Source organism: Nocardia sp. BSTN01 (assembly GCF_015354405.1).
Taxonomy (GTDB): Bacteria; Actinomycetota; Actinomycetes; order Mycobacteriales; family Mycobacteriaceae; genus Nocardia.
The window spans coordinates 73,902-93,867 of record NZ_JADKYP010000014.1; the positions used below are offsets into that span (position 1 = coordinate 73,902).

Genomic DNA, 19,966 nt, shown 5'->3' on the forward strand with positions numbered 1-19,966 from the left:
GGAGGAAAGGACGGATGTCATGGAGACGGTGGGAATGGTGGCGACGGGAGTCGTCGCGGCGGCGGTTGTCGTCGTGGCCCTGATCGGAATCCGCTCGATTCCGGATATGCGCCGCTATCTGCGAATGCGGCGCATGTGAACAGCCGGGTGCTGGTCGCCGGAATCGGCAACATCTTTCTCGGCGACGACGGATTCGGCCCCGAGGTGGTGCGGCGGATACCGCCGGACCGCGACGAGGACGTGCGGGTGGTCGACTACGGCATCCGCGGCATGCATCTGGCCTACGACCTGCTCGATGCCTGGGATGCGCTGGTCCTCGTCGACGCCATCCCGAACCGGGGCGCGGCGGGGAGCATCGAGGTGATGCGCGCCGAACCCGGCCAGGAGGCGCCGGCCGGTCTGGACGCCCACGGAATGGATCCGGCGGCGGTGTTCGCCGGGGTCCGGGCGCTCGGCGGGGTGGTGCCGCCCACCGTGGTCGTCGGCTGTCAGGTGTTGTCGACCGATGAGGGAATCGGCCTGTCCGCACCCGTGGCGGCCGCGGTGGACGAGGGCGCCGCGACCGTGGCGCGGGTGGTCGCGCACGTACGGATGTCGCGAACGGAGGTGTGATCGTGTGCCTCGGAATTCCGGGCCGGGTCGTGGAGATCGTCGACGGCTACGGCGGACAGCTGGCGCTCGTCGACGTCTCCGGCGCCGAGCGCAAGGTGAATATCGGTCTGCTGGAAGAGGATCCGGTGCGGCCGGGTGACTGGGTGATCATCCACATGGGTCTCGCGGTCGAGCGCACCGACGAGGCGGGCGCCCGCGAGGCGCTCGCCGGACTGCGACTGCTGAGCCGAGGCGAACCGTGAGTACCGAGGCGGGCCGAGCAGTGGGCACCGAGGCGGGCCGAGCAGTGGGCACCGAGGCGGGGCGAGCAGTCGGCACCGAGGCGGGCCGAGTGGCCGGCGGCGGGCGCGCTCGTTGCCGGTTGGTGGTGCGCGGCGTGGTGCAGGGCGTCGGGTTCCGGCCCTTCGTCTACAGCACCGCCGCCGAACTCGCACTGACCGGCAGTGTCGGCAACGATAGCGACGGGGTGATCGTCGACATCGAGGGAACACCTTGGGCGCTGGCCGAATTCACCGAACGGGTGCGCCGCCACCCGCCGCCGCTGGCGGTGGTCGACTCCGTCGAGCGCACCGATCTTCCGGTGCGCGGCGGCACCGGATTCCGCATCGCCGGCACGACTCGCGGCGGCGGACGCACCCTGGCCTCGCCCGATGTGGCGATCTGCGCCGACTGTGCGCGGGAGCTGGCCGATCCGGCCGACCGCCGCTACCGGCATCCGTTCGTCACCTGCACCAATTGCGGCCCACGCTTCACGATCATCGCGAGTCTGCCCTACGACCGTGAGCGGACCTCGATGGCCGATTTCGCGATGTGCGAGCACTGCGCGCGCGAGTATCACGATCCCGCCGACCGTCGTTTCCACGCTCAGCCGATCGCCTGCCCCGATTGCGGGCCCACCCTGCGCTTCTCCGGTCCCGGAACCGGTGACCCGGTGGCCGCCGCGCGAAAGATGTTGCGCGAGGGCGCAATCGTGGCGGTCAAGGGCATCGGCGGCTATCACCTGGCCTGCGCCGCCGACGACGAGGATGCGGTGGCGCGGCTGCGCGTCCGTAAACGGCGCGGTGCGAAACCTTTCGCCGTCATGGTCGCCGATCTCGCCGCGGCCCGCACCCTCGCGCGGGTCGACGCGGCCGCCGCGGCGGTGCTGAGCGGACCACAGCGGCCGATCGTGCTGTTGCCGCGCGGTGAGCGAGCACTGGCGGCATCGGTGGCGCCGGGCCTTCGCGAGCTCGGGGTGATGCTGGCCTACACCCCGCTGCATCTGCTGCTGTTCGGACTGCCCGGCGACCCGCCCGGTCCGCTCGCGCTGGTGATGACCTCGGCCAATCTCGGCGGCGAACCCCTGTGCTACACCGACGAGGACGCCGCGCGACGCCTGCCGGAACTGGCCGACGCGGTGCTGGACCACGACCGCCGCATCCTGGTGCCCTGCGACGATTCGGTGGTCCGGATGGTCGACGGGATCGAACTGCCGATCCGGCGCTCCCGGGGATACGCGCCGCTGCCGCTGGCGCTGCCGCAGGAGTCGGCGCCCGTCCTCGCGGTCGGCGCGGATGTGAAGAACACCTGCGCCGTCGCCGAGGGCCGGTATGCGTGGCTGAGTCAGCACATCGGTGATATGGACGATCTGGCCACGCTGCGCGCCTTCGGCGCCGCCGAACATCATCTGGAGGAACTGACCGGCGTGCGCCCGGCGCAGCTGGCGGTCGACGCCCATCCCGGCTACCGCTCCAGCGCCTGGGCGCGGCGCGCGGCGGCCGGGCGGCCGGTACACAGCGTGCAGCATCATCACGCCCACATCGCGGCGGTGATGGGGGAGCACGGCCTGCCCGGATCGTCGACCGTCCTCGGAATCGCTTTCGATGGAACGGGTTTCGGACCGGACGGGGCGATCTGGGGCGGTGAGGTGCTGGCCGCCGGCTACAAGGGATTCCGCCGCCTGGCACATCTGGCCTACGTCCCCCTCCCGGGTGGTGATGCCAGTGTGCACCGGCCCTACCGGATGGCGCTGGCCCATCTGCACGCCGCCGGCATCGCGTGGGAGGAGTCCATCGCCTCGGTCGCGGCGTGCCCGCCCGCCGAGCGCCGGGTCCTCGCCCACCAACTCGGCACCGGGCTGGGCTGCGTCCCGACCTCGAGCATGGGGCGGCTGTTCGACGCGGTGGCGTCGCTGGCGGGGGTGCGCCACGTGGTCGACTACGAGGCGCAGGCCGCCATCGAATTGGAGGCCCGTTCGCGGGACTCGGATCCCGGGCACGGCTACCGATTCGCGCTCGGCGCACCCGACTCCGACGGGGCGGTGCGGATGGATCCGGCTCCGGTGCTGGCCGCGGTGCTCGACGACCTCGCGGCAGGGGCCGGGGCGGACCTCGTCGGCGCGCGCTTCCACGTCGCGGTCGCCGAACTCGTGGTCGCACTGGCGCGCCGATTCGGTGAACCGGGTGTGCCGGTGGCTCTCACCGGTGGCGTGTTCCAGAACGCGCTGCTGCTCTCGCTCTCGCGAAACCGGCTGCGGGACGAGGGTTTTCAGGTCATCACTCATCACAGAGTGCCACCCAACGACGGCGGCCTGGCATTCGGGCAACTGCTCGCCGCCGGGGCTCGATGAGCGAAAGGAAGGAACCGATCATGTGCCTGGCAGTCCCGGGGAAGGTGCTCGACCTGTACGAGCGCGACGGCACGCTGATGTCGGTGGTCGACTTCGGCGGTGTCCACAAAGACGTATGCCTGCAATACATTCCGGATGCCGCGGTCGGCGACTACGTCGTCGTGCACGTCGGATTCGCCATTCAGCGCCTCGACGAGGAATCGGCGCTGGCCACCCTGGCCGAATTCGAACACCTCGGTGTACTGAACGAGGAGTTCGGCGACGGCTTCGCCATCGCCGCCCGGCAGTCCGGACTTCCCGATCCCACCTCCGGCGTGCCGTCGGAGCCCGCCCGTGACGACGAGGTGAACCGATGAAATATCTGGACGAATTCAGCAATCCCGACCTGGCTCAGCGTCTGCTCGAACGTATCCGGGCCGCCACTTCGCGGCGCTGGTCGATCATGGAAGTCTGTGGCGGCCAGACGCATTCGATCATCCGGCACGGGATCGACCAGCTGCTGCCCGATACCATCGAGATGATTCACGGCCCCGGCTGCCCGGTCTGTGTCACGCCCCTGGAAGTGATCGACAAGGCACTCGAGATCGCCGCCCGCCCGGAGGTCATCTTCTGCTCCTTCGGCGACATGCTGCGGGTGCCGGGAAGTTCCAAGGATCTGTTCCGGGTCAAGAGCGAGGGCGGCGATGTGCGCGTGGTGTATTCGCCGCTGGACGCGCTGACCCTCGCGAAACAGAATCCCGACCGCCAGGTGGTGTTCTTCGGAATCGGTTTCGAGACCACCGCGCCGGCCAACGCCATGACGGTGTATCAGGCCCAGCGGCTGGGCATCGAGAACTTCTCGCTGCTGGTCTCGCACGTCCTGGTCCCGCCGGCGATCGCCGCCATCATGGAATCGCCGGACTGCCGCGTTCAGGCGTTCCTGGCCGCCGGTCACGTGTGCTCGGTGATGGGTATCGGCGAATACCCGCCGCTGGCGGAGAAATATCGAGTTCCCATGGTGGTCACGGGATTCGAGCCGCTCGACATCCTCGAGGGGATCCGCCGCACGGTGATCCAGCTCGAACAGGGCCGCTACGAGGTCGAGAACGCCTACCCGCGGGCGGTGCCGGCCAAGGGCAATCCGGCCGCGAAGGCCATGCTGGAGGACGTCTTCGAGGTCACCGACCGCGCCTGGCGCGGGATCGGCGTCATTCCGCGCAGCGGGTGGCGGCTCTCGCCGCGCTATCGCGACTACGACGCCGAATACCGATTCAGCGTGGGCGATATCCACACCGCCGAATCGTCGGTGTGCCGCTCCGGAGAGGTGCTGCAGGGGCTGATCAAGCCGACCGATTGCGCGGCGTTCGGCACCCGCTGCACACCGCGTAACCCGCTGGGCGCCACGATGGTGTCCTCCGAGGGCGCCTGCGCCGCCTACTACCTGTATCGCCGCCTGGACCTGCCGGCGGAGGTGGCTCATGCTTGACCACGCCGAAACCTCCGCTGCGCCACCGGTATTCGACGCGGAGAGCTGGGTGTGCCCACTGCCGCTGCGGGATTCGCCGACGATCGTGATGGCGCACGGCGGCGGGGGCGCGATGTCGGGCGAGCTGATCGAGCACCTGTTCCTGCCCGCGTTCGGCGCCGCCGCCGAGGCCGCGCTCGGGGACGCGGCGGTGGTCGAGGTCGGCGGCACGAGGCTGGCGTTCTCCACCGATTCGTTCGTGGTGAAACCGCTCGTCTTCCCCGGCGGCACGATCGGCGAGCTGGCGGTCAACGGCACCGTGAACGATCTGGCCATGGCCGGTGCGCAGCCGCTGGTGCTGTCGACGGCGTTCATTCTGGAAGAGGGCACCGATCTGGCCGAGATCGCCCGGGTCGCCGAGGCCATGGGCGAGGCCGCCGGCACGGCCGGGGTGAAGCTGGTGACCGGCGATACGAAAGTGGTCGACGCCGGTCACGGGGACGGCATCTTCGTCAACACCGCGGGCATCGGGCTGGTGCCCGCGGGGGTCGACATCCGTCCCGAGCGCGCCCGGCCCGGCGACGTCGTGCTGATCAGCGGCGACATCGGTGTGCACGGGGTGGCGGTGATGAGCTGCCGCGAGGGCCTGGAATTCGGCACCACCGTGCGCAGCGACACCGCCGCGCTGAACGGTCTGGTCGCCGCCGTCCTCGCCACCGGCGCCGACGTCCACACGTTGCGCGATCCCACCCGCGGCGGGGTCGCGGCGACATTGAACGAGATCGCGAAAGCCGCGAATACCGGTGTGCGACTGGACGAGCGCGCGCTGCCAATCCCCGACGCGGTCCGCGATGCGTGCGGACTGCTGGGCCTGGATCCGCTGTACGTGGCCAACGAGGGGAAGGCGGTCGCCTTCGTCGCCGCCGAGGACGCCGACCGCGCGCTGGAGGCCATGCGGGCGCATCCGCTGGGCGCGCGGGCCTGCGCGATCGGTGTCTGCGTCGACGAACATCCCGGAATGGTGGTCGCGCGCACCGCCCTCGGCGGTACCCGGGTGGTGGATCTTCCTGCCGGCGAACAGCTTCCGCGGATCTGCTGAGCGCGGCGGGTCGCGGGCGGGAGACATGATGCGGCCGACGATGACGGTAGCGCCCCCTCGGGAGTGGGCGCGAGAAGATCGCGCCCGGCGCCGCGGCGTGACCGGCATGGCCGTGACGGTGATCGCGCTGCACCTCGCGGGCTGGGGGCTGCTGGCCGCCCTGGTCGTCCCGAACCACTACGCGGTGGGCAGTGTGGTGTTCGGTGCCGGCCTGGGCGTAACCGCGTACACGCTGGGGATGCGGCACGCCTTCGACGTCGACCATATCGCCGCCATCGACAACACCACCCGCAAGCTGGTGGGCGAGCGCAGAACCCCGGTGTCGGTCGGATTCTGGTTCTCGCTCGGGCATTCCACCGTCGTCTTCGTCATGGTCGGTGCGCTGGCACTGGGCGCGCGGATGCTGGCCTCCGGTGTCGAGGACGACGGGTCCGGACTGCGGCGCTGGACCGGCACCTTCGGCAGCGGCGTCTCGGGCACCTTCCTGCTGCTCATCGGCCTGCTGAACCTGGTGTCGCTCATCGGTATCGGGCGTGCACTGCGCGCGGTGCGCCGGGGCGAGGGTGACGAGCGGGAACTGGATTCCCGGCTGCACGCGCGCGGAGCGCTGAACCGGGTGCTGGCGCCGCTGGTTCGCGCGGTGCGCAGGCCGGGGCAGATGTATCCGATCGGCGTGCTGTTCGGGCTGGGATTCGACACGGTGACCGAGGTGAGTCTGCTGGTGCTCGCGGGTGGCGCGGCGGCCGACACCGACCTGCCCTGGTACGCGATCGTGGTGCTGCCGCTGCTGTTCTCGGCCGGTATGACCCTGTTCGACTCGCTGGACGGGGCGTGTATGAACGCGGCCTACGGCTGGGCCTGCGCCGCGCCGGCCCGCAAGATCTACTACAACCTGCTGGTGACCGGGCTGTCGGTCGCGGTGGCCCTGCTGATCGGCGCCCAGGAGATCGTCTCCGTGGTCACCGGCGCACTGGGCATCACCTCCGGCCCGCTGGCCTGGATCGGCGGTCTCGATCTGGGGGCGATGGGATTCGTGGTGGTGGCGCTGTTCGTCGCGACCTGGCTGCTGGCGCTGATCCTGTGGCGACGCGAGGAAACATGAGCGGGCCGCAGATGTTCGCGCGCTACGCCTACGCGCCGAACGCGCTGGGCTACTGCGGGCCCGCCGACGCCCCCGCGCTGGCCGGCGGGACCGATGCCGAGATCCGGGCCGTGGCACGACGCTTCTCCGGAGCCTGGCCGTACCTGCACGTGCTGTCGTCGATGACCGGAATCCCCGATCCGCTCGACCCGCGACTGGTCGAATCCTATTGGCTCGGTGGGGGAGTCGGCGCGCGGATCGACAGGACGGAGTTCCTGTCGAGGCTGTTGTCGGTGATCGGCCCGATCGCCGGCGGGTACTGGCGTCACCTCGGTCCGGAGCTGGCCGAGGAGAGCGCGGCCAACCATCACTTTCACGTCTTCGGCATCTACCCGTGGACCCGTCTGCTCGGCCGGGGTCCCGCGGATCTGCCGCTGCGCGTGCTCGACAACTGCCGGATCACGTGGGCACGGGTCTGCGCGCGCGACGCCACCACCGCGACGGTGTGTGCGCGGCGGCTGTGCTGGAACGATTCCCGGCTCTCCCTGTCGGCGGAGACGTCGCGCCGCATCGAACTGGCCGGGGCGGGCATCGACGCCGCCGATTTCGAGGTGGGCGACCATCTCGCGCTGCATTGGGAGCACATCTGCGCCCGGCTCGACCGCACCCGGCTGGATCGGCTCACGTCCGCGACGGCCTGGCAGCTGGCGGCCACGAACCGCCGCCTGGGCCCGAACTCCGTGACTGCGGCCCGGCCCTCACGGGCCTCGTGACGGCGACGGCGGTTACTGCTCCGGGTGCTCGCGCAACGTTCGCTCCCGGGTGATCTGGGCATCGACCACGGCGCCGAGCAGGATCGCGAAGTTGGTGAGCCACAACCACATCAGCAGGACGATCGCCGCGGTCAACGACCCGTACACGCGATCGAGCGAGTCGAAATGGGCGGCGTAGAGCGCCAGTCCGGCCGATCCCGCGATCCAGATGCCCACGGCGATCACGCTTCCCGAGGTCAGCCAGCGCCACCGCTGGCCCTCGGTGTTCGGCGCGACCCAGTACAGCAGCGCCAGTGCGACACTCACCAGCAGGGCCAGCAGCGGCCACTTCACGATCGACCAGACGAGCAGGCCCGCCGAACCCATCCCGATCCGGTTGCCGGCGTGTTCGGCCAGGCCCGGCGTGATGGCGAAGCCGAGCACGGTGACGACCACGGCGACCACCAGCATCAGACCCAGTGCGAATCGCAATGGCAGTGTGCGCCACAAGGATCGGCTCTCCCGCACCCCGTAGAGGGCGTTGGCCGCGCGGATGAACGCGCCCAGGTAGGTCGAGACGGTCCAGAACGCCGACAACAGGCCCACGACCGCCATCGGACCGGACAGCGACTTGACCGACTGCAGGTGGTGGATCGAGCCGGAGATCAGTGAGGTGCCGCCGCCGGGGCCCAGCCGACCGGCCGCGCCCGCGAGCGAGTCGGCGGGGGCCGGTCCGGCGATACTCAGCACGACGATGGCGATCAGCAGGGCCGGAAACAGCGACAACATGCTGTAGTACGTCAATGCCGCCGCCCAGTCGGACAATTCGTCCGACCACGCCGCGCGCACGGTACGCAGGAGCACTCTGACCTCGGCCCGGCGAAACACCCGATACCGAAGCGCCGGCTCCGATCCGACCGCCACAGTGCCTACCTCCCAGCAGATTTCGATCCGCGCACAGTCGGATCGCCGGCGCCTGTGTTCGAAATACCACGACCGGATCCCGCCACGCGCGGCCGGTGCGGTTTCCTTTCGGACGATTTCGAGCACTTTTCCCGTGCCGCCGGGCCCGGTTGCGAAACGTGGATGGCGGCTTGCGAGACAAGCCCTTTCGTCGTCACGGCCCCTCGCCGTGGCGGCCGGTGTCGCCGCGGGTGTTCGCTGAGTGGCACGGATGTCCCGCTGTGCGAGACCGAGGGTGGGTGTGTCGTGGGTCACGACCGATGCTGAACCGCATGATTCGGATCGGAATGCTGTTGCCCTATGTGGACGGAATGATCGGTTCCGGCGGATTTCTGCAGGATCTGGCGGGGACGCTGGAGGAATGCGGGGTCGAGTCGGCCTGGGCGGTCGAGCACGTCGTGGTGGCCGACGAGTACGACCCGCAATATCCGTATTCACCGGACGGGCGGATGCCCGGCGCCGAGCACGGGGCGCCGATGACCGATCCGCTGGAGACGATCGCCTTTCTGGCCGGTTCGACGCGCACGCTGCGCTTCGGCACCGCGATGATGGTCGCACCGCTGCACAGTCCGGTGGTTCTGGCCAAACGGGCCGCCACCATCGCGCTGCACTCCGGTGACCGGCTGCTGCTCGGGCTCGGAATCGGCTGGCAGAAGGAGGAATACGCGGCGATCGGCGTACCCTTCGCCGATCGTGGCGCACGCCTCGACGACGGGATCGGCGCGATGCGTGCGCTGTGGGCGGAGGCTCCCGCGAGCTACGCGGGCAAGCACGTGCGTTTCGATCGCGTCTACTGCGAACCACGCCCGTCGAAGGGGACGGTGCCGATCGTCGTGGGCGGCAACAGTGCGCCCGCGGTGCGGCGGGCCGGTCGCGTGGCCGACGGCTGGTTTCCGTACACGATCACGCCGGCCGATTTCGCCGCGCGTGCCGACGAGGTGCGCGCGCACGCGCGTGCCGCGGGGCGTGCCGAGAGCGCGGTCGAGTTGACGGCGTGGCCCGGATCATGTGATCCGGCAAGGGAATTCGATATCGAGTTCGTCCGTGGCTACACCGATGCGGGCGCGTCGCGGCTGGTGGTGAATCCGCCGCTGTTCGGCGACGAGTCGTTGTTCGCCGCCGGGATCGCGGGGCTGCCCGGATATATCGCCCGGTACCTCGACGAGGTGGTGAGCAAGCTGTGACCCCGACGGTGACGGTGATCGACGAGATCGCCATCCCCCACGATCGAGTCGAGGAATGGTCGCGGCGCTGGCGCAGCGACTATCTGCCCGGCGCCGGTGACCGCGGCATGCGCGTGGTCCGGCAGTGCCGCCGCTTCACCTCACCCGACACGGTGACGCTGGAGATCCAGTGGGAACTGCCCGGAATCTACGAGTTCTACGGGATGCGCGCGGCGGCGGGCGCCGACGACGCGGTGAGCGGCTTCTGGCGGTGGACCGATTCGCTCGCGCTGTCACGGGCGCGGCGCGTCCTCGAGGAGGTGCGGTGATGTCGCGCTGGGTCGTTCGCACACCGGCGGGAGTCGACGGTCCGGCCGGGGCCGAGGGCGGTGACGATCTGCCCGGTAGCGTCGGCGGACTCGGGATGACCTGGGACCTGAGTTGTGACGATATCGACGCGGCCTGGCCGGGTCGACCGGCGGCCGCCGACGCCGTGGCGCTGACCCGCCTGGTCGGTGCGCGGGTCGCGATGCCCGGCAGGCGCATCAAACGCACGTTGTTGTTGCGGGTGCGTCCCGGAACCGAACCGGCCGTGCTGGATCGATTCGAAGCCGACCTGGCCGCGATGCCCGGCCACATCGCGGCGATCGGGTCGTGGACCCTCAGTCGCGCCGACCACCCGCGGTGGACGCACGCCTGGGAACAGGAATTCGCCGACCTCGACGGCCTCAACGCCGACTACCTGCTCCACCCCTACCACTGGACCTGCGTCGACCGATGGTTCGACCTTGAAACCCCCGACTCCATCGTCGACCCGGCCATCGCCCACCTGTACCGCTGGGCCGACGGGCCGCTGCTGTCGTGACCGGGTACGCCGCCTGATCCGGCGGCAGATGTTCCGCGCGGGTCCCTCCGACTGCTTGTAGATGGCCGAGCGGGACAGTAGGCGCGATTCGACGGTCTCAGGGGTGGGGTGCCAGGTCGATTCGCAGGGTATCGCCGGTATTGATAACGAATACGCGGTCGCGGTGCTGGGCGCTCCATTTATGGGGAATGAGGATGTACTTGTCGTTGGAGCGCGCGAGCAGAAGCAGGCCGCTGTATTGGAAGCGATACTTCTCGCCCGGTGTGGTGATGGCATCCACCTTCGAGCCACCACCGCCGACGGCCAAGCGGTCGACACTGAAGATGACTGCCACGGGCTGGCCGGGGAAGCCCCGTTCCTCCGCTGCACGCGCGTCTCGTTCTGCTCGATCGGCGGCATATGAATCCACCGCCCAGAAGGTTCCGAGAAACCCGAGAATGAGCAGCGCCAGAATGAGAACCCATGGTGTCGGCTGTGGTGGGCGACGGCCACCGCCGCGGCGCAAGAGTGTTGCGTAGCTGCTTTGCAGGTATAGGCGATACGCGATCAACCCCACGCTCGTGAGCAGCATCAAAGGCAGCCCGACGCTCATCGTGCGAGGAAGGCTGCCGCGTATCGCCACGCCGACCACCACCGCGACGCCGAGAGCGATCCCGGCGACGGCGACACCCCCGGCCCACATTCGCAACACCCGGCGGGGCCGGCGGCTTCGTGCGGCCGCCACGATCGGCACCCGCTGCGATGCGACGATGCCCACGACGGCCAACACGGCTAGCACGACCGGGAAGAAGGCGCCGTTGATGCTTCTGACCATGTAGTCCGACGCACTGAGATCCAGGAAGCGTGCGTCGACTCCGAAATACGCGTACCAGGACCGGGTGTAGGTCAGGCCGAAGTAATACAGAACTGCGGCGGTCAAGGTCGCCTGAGAGACGGCGACCGCAACCGAGACAGCCCGCTGGAAAGACTCCGAGTTACTCGGCCGAGGGACGGTCATCGCGTGGACGTAGTCCCCGTGTCGGGCGCAGGCGGCGCAACGCGGGGTGCTGGTGGTTCGGAGTCGGGCGGGCCTGGCGGCAGTGTCGTGCTCGGTATTCCGGCGCCGCTGCCGGGCGTGGCTGGAGAAATTGTGGCTGTGGGCGGCAGGCCGTCCCCGCTGTCCGCGGTGGGCTGCGGGGCAGGCGTGGTCAGGCCGGGGACGAGCGAGCCGGAAACCGGGCTACTCGATCCAGCTGTCTGCGAACCTTCCACCGCCCCATCGGGACTCGACGGACTAACCACTGTTGTCGTGGTCGGCCCACTGTCGGTTGAACGGCACGCAACCAGGGACCAGGACACCGACATGATGAGCATGACCAGAACGACGCGCATGTATACCCCTCGGGCAAATGAAGTCGTTGACGAGAAGTGTGACACAAAAGCCCCGCGAGACCACTGCGTTGTCGGGTGCGCTAGAGGGGCGTGCCGAGCTCCGTCGTGGATGTGGCGGCGACCCGTTCGAGGGCGCGGAGATCCTTCTGGATGACTCCGTAGAGCAGGTAGGCGAGGATGAAGCCGATGATGCCGCCGACGCACAGGATGCGGATCGCCCAGATGATGGACTCGATGTCCGGTGCCGGCAGGAACGTGATCCCGGTGACGCCGATCAGGGGTACGGCGGCGGCTGCGGTCAGGTAGATGCCGGTGCGCCGGGCGAGCCGGCGCAGGTGTTCGACGTCGGCGGCGTCGGATCGGCCGTGCGCGAGGAAGATCGGGTACAGGAACCGGACCACGTACCAGGTGATCGCGAAATACGGGTAGGCCAGTGCGACCGCACCGCACACCACCAACGACAGCAGGAAATGCGCGTAGGTGCCGCGCGGAACGCCGCCGGCGACGAGATTCAGCATCACCGGAAACAGCACTCCGCCGGAGAACCAGAAGACGAAGGCGATGGCGGCCACCCGGTTGCCGAGCCGCAACGCATCGATGCGGGCCCCGGTGAGGACCGAGTCGGGATAGCTACGCCCGTTGTGCAGTCCGATGGATATCTCGATGAGGTGGCGCGCGGTGTAGAGAATCAGCAGGGTGGCCGCGACGATGGCCAGCGGGTACAGCACCCGGGCCACGTCGTGGAAGGACTGCTGCACGTCGGGCGTGAGTTTGCCGACGATCAACGTCCTATTGTAGTAGTAGTTGTACCAGGCGGCGGCCAGGTTCGGCACGGCGATCGCGATCGCGAGAATCGGTATCGGCCACAGCGGCCCGCGCGGCCGGTGGCTGTGTGGTGGTGCGTCGACCAGATCGCGGGCCCGCGGGTCGAGGCAGAGCTCGAATTGCTGCGCCAGCTCGGCCCCGTTGCTCCAGCGATCGGTGCGCTGCGGCGCCAGGCAGGTCAGCAGCACGCGGCACAGCGAGGCCGGGCAGTCCGCGGGAAGGTCGTCGAGGAATTGCGGCGCTATCGGACGGCGGCGCATCTCCAGCAGCTGCTCGACCGAACCCTGGGAATCCTTCGCCTCGGCCGGGGGAAACGGCCGCCGCCCGGTCAGCAGCTCCCACAACATGACCCCGAGTGCGTAGATATCGCTGCGTGTGTCGAGGTCGTCCACCGTGCCGGGCAGCTCCGGGTGGCTGGCTTCGAGATGTTCGGGCGACATGTAGGCCAGCGACCCGCCGAAGTACGCCACCGGACTGCTGCCCGCGACGTGGTCGCTGAAACTGATATTGAAATCGGCCAGTTTGGGTGCGGCGTCGGCGGCGAGCAGGACGTTCGCCGGTTTGATGTCGCGGTGCAGCACCCCGCGCCGTTCGGCGTAGGCGAGGGCTTCGGCGAGCCGGCGTCCGAGCCAGGCCACGGTTTCCGGCCAGGACAGGGCCGCGATCTCGTCCCGTGCGCGACTGCTCGACGTGGGGATCTCGCCCTTGTCCTCCAATGCCTCGTCGACGGCGTCCAGCAGCAGCCGGCCGCTGCGCCGCTCCGGTGCCGTCGCGCGGACCCGCGGCAGCACCGAAGCCAGCGTTCCGCCCGGAACGTATTGCATGTACAGCAGTTTCAGCCCGAGGTCCGGCAGCACCCGCTGGTCGTACACCCGGACGATGTATTCGTAGTCCAGCTGGGCGAGGGTCTGGGGTTCGATGCCGTGGTCGGCGGAGATCTTCACCGCCACCAGGCGCTGCATCGACCGCTGCCGCGCCAGGAACACCGTGGCGAAGGCTCCGTGCCCCAATTCCAGCAGCAGATCGAAATCGTCGATCCGGCCGCCGGGTTCGAGGTCGGTGCCCGGCGCGGCCGCGTTCGGCTGCGGCCCGATCGTGCCGGTGGATTCCTCGGGGTCGGCGGGTTGCCGGGCAGTGTTCACCGTCCGATCGGCCAACGGGTCGAAGGCGGCGGTGGCATCGCCTTCCGGTCGAGCGCCCATGTGCTGGTCACTCCGGGATGAGACGTCGAGACATGGTGAATTTTATCGCGCTCCGGGTCTCGCACCGGGGTCTCGAAGGGGATGGGCAGGGGGTTATCCGGCAGCGATCTTTCCGCATCTCGAGGATTCGGATTCCACCCAGGTCGACCGGCGCGCCGTGGCCGGTCGATTACTTTTCGGTGACGATCGTTATAGCGGATGTCGACCGGTTATACCGTCGTTACAGCGAGTGAAGAGCTTTTCTGGGCGTTGCAGGCGTTTAGGAGGTTCGAATGGTAGTGCTCGTACAACGCCGGCCGGCACCGGTGGCCGCGGCGGCGAATCTATTGCTCGACAGTGAAGCGAATTCGGCAGATTCTTTTCGGCGCAAGCGTTTTCGGTGGCCGTGGCAGCTGGCGGACATGTTCGTTTCGGCGGCGGCGCAACTGTATGTCGGTGAGGCGAAGGCGCAGGTTTCCGCCGTGCACACACTGGCCGACGTCGCTGACGCTTCCGCGTCCACGCCACGCCAGCAGTGCGTGGACGTACTCTGCGGATATCTGCGTCTGCCCCGGGCGGTCGGCCGGCTCGGCGCATACGACCGGACGGTTCGCCGGACCATCGCGTCGGTCATCGCCGAGCACCTGCGCCGCGGTGCGCGCCGGAGCTGGTCGCGCGCGGCATTCGATTTTCGCAATGCCCGGTTCGAAGACGCCGATTTCACCGACGCCGTTTTCGATGGCCCCGCGATATTCGAAGGCGCGGATCTGGCGGGTATCACCCGATTCGACCGCGCCACCTTTTCGGCGGACACCCATTTCCAGGACGCGACCTTCGACACGGTGTGGTTCCGGGAGGCGGTGTTCACCGATTCCGCCCGATTCTTCGGGGCGCGATTCGCGCGGGCCCGATTCGACGGAACGACCTTCCGCGGCAGCGCCCAATTTCCCCTGGCAATCTTCGCCGGCGACGCGCGATTCCATCGGGCGGCATTTCGTGGCGGGGCGTACTTCGACAGCGCCCAGTTTCGCGGCCACGCCGACTTCGGCGCGGCCGGCTTCACCGGACCGGCCCGGTTCGACGGGGCCGCGTTCACCGTCGACAGCTCGTTCGAACGCGCCCGATTCCACGACCTGATCCCCTCGGAAGAGCCGCCTGCCGGGTGGTTCACCGCACCGGGCCCGCACGAGGTCGCCCACCGGGTGCCGGTGGCCGCATGCCGGTAACCGCACCGCGTCGGCGGCGGAAACAATCGGCCCCGCTCAGGCCGCCGGTTTCGCGGTTGACCGCCGCAATCCTGGGTAGTAGCTCGGACGACGGTACTCGTACGGGCTTGGAGGTCCGGTGTTTCAGGCATTGATCGGTGTGGTGTCGGGGGTCGGCCGGACGGGGACGGCTCTCATCGGCGGCTCCGCGCGGCTGCCCGTGCGGGTGGTGACCGCGGGGCAGACCGCGCTGCGGCTGACGGAAGTCGCCGACGATATCGCCGGGCAGTTGCAGCGCGAGGTCCGCTCGTTGCTGAACCCGGCGCTGCGCCGGGACGGGAGACGGATCGCCGCCGTCGAGGATCGTGTGGTCGTCGAAGTGCGGGGCCTGTGTTCGGAGCGGAGCGAGCAGGTCGCTGAGGCCGTGCACCGGCGCGTGGGTTCGCTGCCGGGTGTGCGCTGGATGCGGGTGAACGCGGTGACCGGGGATGTGGTCGCCGCGGTGCGCGACGATGGAGCGGTGCCCGGACTGGTGGACGCGATCGCCGCCGCCGAGGAGGACGTCGGCGTCGCCGACACCGTCTGGGACCCGAGTGCCGAACATCCCGCCGATCTGGAACCTGTTGTCTCGGCGGCGATTTCGCTGGCCGGGGACCTGCTCTCCGCCGGCGTCACCTTCGTCGGAGCAGTCATTCCCGGCCGCAACGGCGTGGAGACGCTGCAGTCGCTGGTCGCGCTGGCCGACTCCCAGCCCCGCATCCGGCGGCTGCTGGAACAGCGCCTCGGCCGGGCCCGCACCGATCTTGTGCTCACCACCGCGAACGCGCTGGCCCAGGCCGCCGGCGACAGCCCCGCGAACGTCCTGGTCGATGCGCTGCATCGGGCGTTGGCCGTCACCGAACACGGTGTGCGCCATGCCCGGTGGCGGTTGTGGGAGGTCGAACACGGTCACCGCCGGGCCCGCGACATCCTGCAGTCCCCGCCGCATCGGGAGCGTCCGGTCGAACTGCCGCCCGGCCCGGTCGAGCGGTGCGCGGACGAGGCCTCGGCCGCCGCGACCGCCGGAGCCGCTGCCGTGGCCGCGGGCCAGGGACTGTCGTCGGTGGGGCGGGCGTTGTCGCTCGCGGCGCCGAAGGCCGCGCGGGCCAGCCGGGAGAGTTTCGCGGCGACCGTATCGACGCTGCTGGCCACATCCGGCGTGCTGACGATGGATCCGTCGGTGTGGCGGCGGCTCGATCGATTGAGCGCTCTGGTGATCGACGGCACCGTGCTGTATGGAAGCGGACGCTTGGTGCTCGATGCCGAAACCCGTGAATCCGACCCGGGGAATGCCGAGAAGCCGGCGCCGGACTGGACCACGGCCCAGGTGTGGAACGCCGCTCAGCGACTGTTGTGGTCGGGACCGGACGCCGCCGCGGCGACGCCGGATACCGGCGATCTCCGGCTGCGACCGGACCCGGATCGCAATCCCGGCGACTCGATTCCCGGTTGGTACGACGTGTGTGACGGCACGGACGTGCTGGGCCGGGTCCTGGTCGGCCGCGAACTCGATCCGCGTGCGCGGACGCTGATGCTCACCGCCCGGGCCTCGGGCTTGAAGGTGGTGGTGCGCGGACAGCGTGATGCGTTCGAATTGCGCTCGCTGGCAGACGAATTCGTCGAGCGGGAAGGGTCGGCGGCGGAGCTGGTCTGCCGGTTGCAGTCCGACGGACATGCGGTGGGGCTGGTCGCCACCGATTCCGCCGGGGATCTGAACTGCGCGGATGTCGCCATCGGTGTGAGCCGGATCAGCGCCGTCGAGGTCGAGGCGATGCCGTGGGCGGCCGATGTGGTCTGCGGCGATCTCGATCAGGTCATGCGGGTGCTGCTGACGGTGGCTCCCGCCCGCCACGTCAGCGAACGCGGCCGCGTCCTGGCGCTCTCGGCGTGTTCGCTCGCGGGTCTGCTGCTGGCCGCCGGTCGCTCACGTGACGCGTGGCCGGTCACCGCGGCGCAGGCCAGCGGCCTGTTGCAGGGTACGTGGGCGGGTATGCAGGCCGCCCGCGGCCGGCTCCCGGAGTCGGGCGCACCGCTGGTTCCCTGGCACAGTCTCGAACCCGACGAAGTGCTGACGCGGTTGCCGGAGCCCGAACGCGGCGAACCGGCTCCCACGCGCTCGTGGACCGCGCCGCTCACTCGCATTCCCGCGCAGCTGTCCCCGGCGATGCGCTTCCTCGCCACCGTGCGCCGCGAGCTGGCCGATCCGCTCACCCCGATTCTCGGTGTCGGCGCCGCGGCCTCCGCCGTGCTGGGCTCGCCCGGCGACGCGGCGCTGGTGGCCGGCGTGGTGGCGGTCAATGCCGTGGTGTCGGCGTTGCAGCGCCAACGCGCCGAGAACGCGCTGCGCGACCTGATCGCGCACGAGGCGATCACCGGTCGCCGCGTCGAGCGCACCGCGCTCGACCATGATCCCGAGCCGCCGAGCGAATCGGTGCCCGGTACGGCCCTGATGGTCGGTGACGTGATCGCGCTGCGCACCGGCGACGTCGTTCCGGCGGATGCGCGGCTGCTGCGAGCCGAAGACCTGGAAGTCGACGAGTCGGCCCTGACCGGCGAATCGGTCACGGTGCCCAAGCACAGTCCCGCCACGCCCGGTGCGGACCTCAATCACCGGCGCTGCATGGTGTACGAGGCCAGCACGATCGTCAACGGCGCCGCGGTGGCCGTGGTGGTCGCGGTGGGATCCGATACCGAGACCAACCGCGCCGCGGCCGTCGCGGTGCCGCCGCGCCTGGGGGGAGTGCAGGCGCAGCTGCGTGCGCTCAGCGATCAGGCACTGCCGCTGACACTGGGCGGCGGATCGCTGGTCACGGCGCTGGGATGGTTGCGAGGCCAGCGCATCCGCGGGGCCATCGCCGATGGGGTGGCGGTCGCGACCGCCGCTGTGCCGGAAGGACTTCCGCTCGTCGCGACGGTGGCGCAGCTGGCGGTCGCCCGGCGCCTGTCTCGCCACGGTCTGCTGGTGCGGGCCAGCCGGACGGTGGAGGCCCTGGGCCGGGTGAACACCATCTGTTTCGACAAGACCGGAACGCTCACCTTCGGTCGCCTGCGGCTGACGACGTTGGCCGACCTCGAGCATCAGTGGTCGCCCGAGGACGACGACGCGCGCGCCCGCCGGTTGCTGCGGGCCGCGGCCCACGCCTGCCCCGATCCGGACGACGGCCCGATCGTGCACGCCACCGATCAGGCGGTGCTCGACGCCGCCGAGCGGCTCGATCGGGACGAGCGCTGGGATACGGTCGAGGAACTGCCCTTCGAATCGAATCGCGGATACGCCGCGACGCTGGGTCAGACGCGGCGGCGGCACTGGCGGCTGATCGTGAAGGGGGCGCCGGAGATCGTGCTCGCCCGCTGCACCGCGATCCGGACCCGGCGCGACGGTGCCGATCACGACGAACCGATGTCCGCCGACCATCGGCGGGCGGCCGACCGCATGATTCATCGCATGGCCGAACGCGGGCTGCGGGTGCTGGTCGTCGCCCGCCGCGATCTGTCCGCGGCGCCGGGGGATGTGGTGAGCGCGGTGGAGAAGCTCACCCTGCTCGGCTTCATCGGGCTCGCCGATACCGCGCGTCCGCAGGCGCGGCCACTCGTCGGTGCGTTGCAGCGCAACGATATTCGCGTGCGGATGATCACCGGCGACCATCCGGTCACCGCCGCCGCGATCGCCGCCGATCTGGGGATCGACGCCGATCCGGTGGTGACCGGAAGCGATCTGGCCGAACTCGACGATGCCGCGCAGTCGGAGCTCATCGCGCGCAGTAGTGTCTTCGCCCGCGTCAGCCCGCAGCAGAAGGTCCGCATCGTCACCACTCTGCAGCGGCGCGGCGAGGTGGTGGCGATGGCCGGTGACGGCGGCAACGACGCGGCCGCGATCCGCACCGCCGATGTCGGCATCGGACTCACCGCGCAGGGGTCGACCGCCGCCCGCAATGCCGCCGATCTGGTGCTGACCGATCCCGACCCGCTGGTGCTGCTGCACGCGCTGATCGAGGGGCGCGGCATGTGGCGGCGCGTCAGCGATGCGGTCGGCATCCTGGTCGGCGGCAATGCCGGTGAGGTCGCGTTCACTGTCCTCGGCACCGCGCTCGCGGGCCGGGCCCCGCTGGGCACCCGACAGTTCCTGCTGGTCAACATGCTCACCGACATGTTCCCGGCGATGGCCGTGGCGCTGTCGACCGAGCGGTCCGGCGACGAGGAGCCCACCGGCCATCAGGAACGCGCCGATCTGCTCGCCGAACAGCTCGCCGCGCGGCCGCGCACCGATATCGCCGCGGATCTGCGCCGCACGATCGTGATCCGCGGTTCCACCACCGCGGCCGCCTCGACCGTAGCGTGGTCGATCGCCCGCTGGACCGGTACCGAACGCCGGGCGGCGACCGTCGCCCTGGTCGCGCTGGTGGGCACCCAGCTCGGGCAGACGGTCCTCGCCGCACGCCACAGTCCACAGGTCTGGCTCACCGCGGCAGGTAGCGCGGCGTTCCTGGGCACGGTCGTCATGACGCCCGGACTGTCGACGTATTTCGGTTGCCGCCCCCTCGGCCCGGTCGGCTGGGCCACCGCGCTCACCTCGGCGGCGACCGCGACCGCCGCCGGCGCCCTCCTGCCCTCCCGCCGCCCGACCGAGCCGGGACAACCCACTGTCGCCCCGGGACACAGCGAATTCGCGGAGGACCGCGAGTACGTGGTGGACATCGAAAGTGTTGGAGTGCAACACTCTTGACAGGCGGTCGGCGCGTGGGACCGCTGCCGGACGCC

General features: G+C 69.9%; 17 protein-coding genes. 14 read left to right on the top strand and 3 right to left on the bottom strand.

Features of this window, described 5'->3' with window-relative positions; all coding sequences use genetic code 11:
- Positions 1-19: 19 nt before the first annotated feature.
- The 9 genes from IRT45_RS38015 (at position 20) to IRT45_RS14490 (ending at position 7,617) form a co-directional block, all read left to right on the top strand.
- Positions 20-139, top strand: a complete 120-nt coding sequence (locus tag IRT45_RS38015; RefSeq protein ID WP_374726770.1) for a DUF6893 family small protein — start codon at positions 20-22, stop codon at positions 137-139.
- Entirely contained in the window at positions 136-612 is a 477-nt protein-coding gene (locus IRT45_RS14455; protein ID WP_194806371.1) for a hydrogenase maturation protease, read from the top strand. The genes IRT45_RS38015 and IRT45_RS14455 overlap by 4 nt, the downstream gene beginning before the upstream one ends.
- 2 nt (positions 613-614) lie before the next feature.
- Positions 615-854: a HypC/HybG/HupF family hydrogenase formation chaperone gene (locus IRT45_RS14460; protein WP_194806372.1), complete on the top strand. Its 240-nt coding sequence runs from the start codon at positions 615-617 to the stop codon at positions 852-854.
- A gap of 125 nt (positions 855-979) precedes the next feature.
- A complete protein-coding gene (gene hypF, locus IRT45_RS14465) occupies positions 980-3,220 on the top strand; it encodes a carbamoyltransferase HypF (protein ID WP_309240967.1) in 2,241 nt (746 codons plus the stop codon).
- A gap of 20 nt (positions 3,221-3,240) precedes the next feature.
- Positions 3,241-3,576, top strand: coding sequence for a HypC/HybG/HupF family hydrogenase formation chaperone (locus IRT45_RS14470; protein WP_194806373.1), 336 nt, complete (start codon positions 3,241-3,243; stop codon positions 3,574-3,576).
- Positions 3,573-4,685, top strand: a complete 1,113-nt coding sequence (gene hypD, locus IRT45_RS14475; RefSeq protein WP_194806374.1) for a hydrogenase formation protein HypD — start codon at positions 3,573-3,575, stop codon at positions 4,683-4,685. Before IRT45_RS14470 ends, hypD begins: the two co-directional genes overlap by 4 nt.
- Positions 4,678-5,763, top strand: coding sequence for a hydrogenase expression/formation protein HypE (hypE, locus tag IRT45_RS14480; RefSeq protein ID WP_194806375.1), 1,086 nt, complete (start codon positions 4,678-4,680; stop codon positions 5,761-5,763). Before hypD ends, hypE begins: the two co-directional genes overlap by 8 nt.
- Before the next feature lie 40 nt (positions 5,764-5,803).
- The gene (locus tag IRT45_RS14485; RefSeq protein WP_228534339.1) at positions 5,804-6,865 is read left to right on the top strand and encodes a HoxN/HupN/NixA family nickel/cobalt transporter; all 1,062 of its coding nucleotides are present in this window, start codon (positions 5,804-5,806) and stop codon (positions 6,863-6,865) included.
- On the top strand, positions 6,862-7,617 hold the full coding sequence (locus IRT45_RS14490) for a DUF6390 family protein (RefSeq protein WP_228534340.1): 756 nt from the start codon (positions 6,862-6,864) through the stop codon (positions 7,615-7,617). The genes IRT45_RS14485 and IRT45_RS14490 overlap by 4 nt, the downstream gene beginning before the upstream one ends.
- A gap of 12 nt (positions 7,618-7,629) precedes the next feature.
- Here the strand turns inward: IRT45_RS14490 and IRT45_RS14495 are convergent, their stop codons facing one another.
- Entirely contained in the window at positions 7,630-8,460 is an 831-nt protein-coding gene (locus IRT45_RS14495) for a YihY/virulence factor BrkB family protein (protein WP_194806376.1), read from the bottom strand.
- A 371-nt stretch (positions 8,461-8,831) separates the two neighbouring features.
- Here IRT45_RS14495 and IRT45_RS14500 point away from each other — a divergent pair, with 371 nt between their 5' ends.
- The 3 genes from IRT45_RS14500 to IRT45_RS14510 are packed head-to-tail and all read left to right on the top strand — an operon-like array spanning position 8,832 to position 10,587.
- Positions 8,832-9,743 (top strand): LLM class F420-dependent oxidoreductase, encoded by a 912-nt coding sequence (locus tag IRT45_RS14500; protein ID WP_194806377.1) that lies wholly within the window; start codon positions 8,832-8,834, stop codon positions 9,741-9,743.
- Positions 9,740-10,051 carry a hypothetical protein gene (locus tag IRT45_RS14505; protein ID WP_194806378.1) on the top strand — a complete coding sequence of 104 codons (312 nt, stop codon included), beginning with the start codon at positions 9,740-9,742 and terminating at the stop codon, positions 10,049-10,051. Before IRT45_RS14500 ends, IRT45_RS14505 begins: the two co-directional genes overlap by 4 nt.
- Positions 10,051-10,587, top strand: a complete 537-nt coding sequence (locus IRT45_RS14510; RefSeq protein WP_194806379.1) for a Dabb family protein — start codon at positions 10,051-10,053, stop codon at positions 10,585-10,587. The genes IRT45_RS14505 and IRT45_RS14510 overlap by 1 nt, the downstream gene beginning before the upstream one ends.
- Positions 10,588-10,684: 97 nt before the next feature.
- On the opposite strand, the gene IRT45_RS14515 is transcribed toward IRT45_RS14510, so the two are convergent.
- Both IRT45_RS14515 and IRT45_RS14520 read right to left on the bottom strand, forming a co-directional pair.
- Positions 10,685-11,506, bottom strand: coding sequence for a hypothetical protein (locus IRT45_RS14515; protein WP_194806380.1), 822 nt, complete (start codon positions 11,504-11,506; stop codon positions 10,685-10,687).
- 532 nt (positions 11,507-12,038) lie between these two features.
- A complete protein-coding gene (locus tag IRT45_RS14520; protein WP_194806381.1) occupies positions 12,039-13,985 on the bottom strand; it encodes a serine/threonine-protein kinase in 1,947 nt (648 codons plus the stop codon).
- A gap of 272 nt (positions 13,986-14,257) precedes the next feature.
- Here IRT45_RS14520 and IRT45_RS14525 point away from each other — a divergent pair, with 272 nt between their 5' ends.
- A complete protein-coding gene (locus IRT45_RS14525; RefSeq protein ID WP_194806382.1) occupies positions 14,258-15,190 on the top strand; it encodes a pentapeptide repeat-containing protein in 933 nt (310 codons plus the stop codon).
- 118 nt (positions 15,191-15,308) lie between these two features.
- Entirely contained in the window at positions 15,309-19,931 is a 4,623-nt protein-coding gene (locus tag IRT45_RS37750; protein ID WP_194806383.1) for a cation-translocating P-type ATPase, read from the top strand.
- The last annotated feature ends 35 nt before the right edge of the window (positions 19,932-19,966 follow it).

Coding starts and splice junctions, on each gene's coding strand:
- IRT45_RS14520 (WP_194806381.1), bottom strand. CDS start 13,985: ATGGGCGCTCGACCGGAAGGCGATGCCACCGCCGCCTTCGACCCGTTG.
- IRT45_RS38015 (WP_374726770.1), top strand. CDS start 20: ATGGAGACGGTGGGAATGGTGGCGACGGGAGTCGTCGCGGCGGCGGTT.
- IRT45_RS14525 (WP_194806382.1), top strand. CDS start 14,258: ATGGTAGTGCTCGTACAACGCCGGCCGGCACCGGTGGCCGCGGCGGCG.
- hypE (WP_194806375.1), top strand. CDS start 4,678: ATGCTTGACCACGCCGAAACCTCCGCTGCGCCACCGGTATTCGACGCG.
- IRT45_RS14510 (WP_194806379.1), top strand. CDS start 10,051: ATGTCGCGCTGGGTCGTTCGCACACCGGCGGGAGTCGACGGTCCGGCC.
- IRT45_RS14490 (WP_228534340.1), top strand. CDS start 6,862: ATGAGCGGGCCGCAGATGTTCGCGCGCTACGCCTACGCGCCGAACGCG.
- IRT45_RS14470 (WP_194806373.1), top strand. CDS start 3,241: ATGTGCCTGGCAGTCCCGGGGAAGGTGCTCGACCTGTACGAGCGCGAC.
- hypD (WP_194806374.1), top strand. CDS start 3,573: ATGAAATATCTGGACGAATTCAGCAATCCCGACCTGGCTCAGCGTCTG.
- IRT45_RS14500 (WP_194806377.1), top strand. CDS start 8,832: ATGATTCGGATCGGAATGCTGTTGCCCTATGTGGACGGAATGATCGGT.
- IRT45_RS14485 (WP_228534339.1), top strand. CDS start 5,804: ATGACGGTAGCGCCCCCTCGGGAGTGGGCGCGAGAAGATCGCGCCCGG.